Raw genomic sequence first — 1,067 nt, forward strand, 5'->3', positions numbered from 1 at the left:
TTGATCTTTATAATCGAGAAATTATTGGGCATAGTGCGGGTCCTAATAAAGACGCTAAACTTATTTATCAAGCTCTATCGACAGTTAAGGCTGATTTAAGCCAAATTCAACTTTTCCATACCGACAGGGGTGGTGAATGTAAAAATAAATTAATCGATGAGGCGTTAGACACTTTCGAAATAAACCGATCATTGAGCATGAAAGGTTGTCCTTATGATAATGCGGTAGCTGAGGCTACATTTAAAATCATTAAGACAGAATTTGTAAAAGGGAAATACTTCGAAAGCATAGAACAATTAAAGCTGGAACTAGATGATTATGTCCACTGGTTTAATCATATCAGGATTCACGGGACGCTTGATTATCTAAGTCCGATAGAGTATAAAAAGGGACACCCCAAAGAAATCCTTTATGTTTTTGCGATGTCGGGTGTAAGTCTTTTCTTTTCCACCCCAGCTATATTCTTCAAATCGATCGGGTGAAATGTCTAATTGCTTAGCTATGTATTCGATAATTACTTTCGGAACATCTTGTTTTTTATGGGGAATCTAGCTTCCTGTTGGAAGTATTTTAATAACAAAGCAAAGCCCAAACGGTTTGCTTCTGTTTTATTCACCATGGCTAGATGGAGTTCGTTTGGCATTAATACAAAGTCTGCTAAAAGCTCGTCTTCATTCCAATTTTTCTTCACTGGTTCTCTCCTTCTGATCTACACGTTTTTTTTATAGTATAATTTCAAACATAGAGACCATCAAGATAACTAAGAAAATTAGTATAACTAAATAAAATCGCTTCCTCGCTAAATAGTATTTGTTTAAAGATTCATAGGGCTGTCCATACTGGATAATAACTTTAAAAATATTATCCGAGGTGGCCTATAGATGAGAGACTTCAACGAGGATTATACTGTGTTTCAAAAAGCATTAAAAATTGAAGACCCCTGGTATGTAATTGACTATGAATTGAATCAAAACGATCAAATTCTGGACGTTTATTTAGATTTTAAACGTGGTGCGACATTTGCCTGTCCGAACTGTGGTGCTTCCCATGCGAAGGTCCATGACATT

The 1,067-nt window shown here is 35.8% G+C and carries 3 pseudogenes; 2 read left to right on the plus strand and 1 reads right to left on the minus strand.

The features are described 5' to 3' along the window. Positions 1–410 (plus strand): annotated as a pseudogene (locus ELQ35_RS21765) (transposase); the annotation flags it as partial. Here ELQ35_RS21765 and ELQ35_RS23880 read toward each other — a convergent pair. Further along, positions 396–691: pseudogene (locus tag ELQ35_RS23880) on the minus strand (DUF4158 domain-containing protein); the annotation flags it as partial. The pseudogenes ELQ35_RS21765 and ELQ35_RS23880 sit on opposite strands and share 15 nt — an antisense overlap. A gap of 190 nt (positions 692–881) precedes the next feature. Here ELQ35_RS23880 and ELQ35_RS21775 point away from each other — a divergent pair. Further along, positions 882–1,067, plus strand: a pseudogene (locus ELQ35_RS21775) (ISL3 family transposase); the annotation flags it as partial.

It is taken from the genome of Peribacillus cavernae (assembly GCF_003989135.1).
GTDB lineage: Bacteria > Bacillota > Bacilli > Bacillales > DSM-1321 > Peribacillus > Peribacillus cavernae.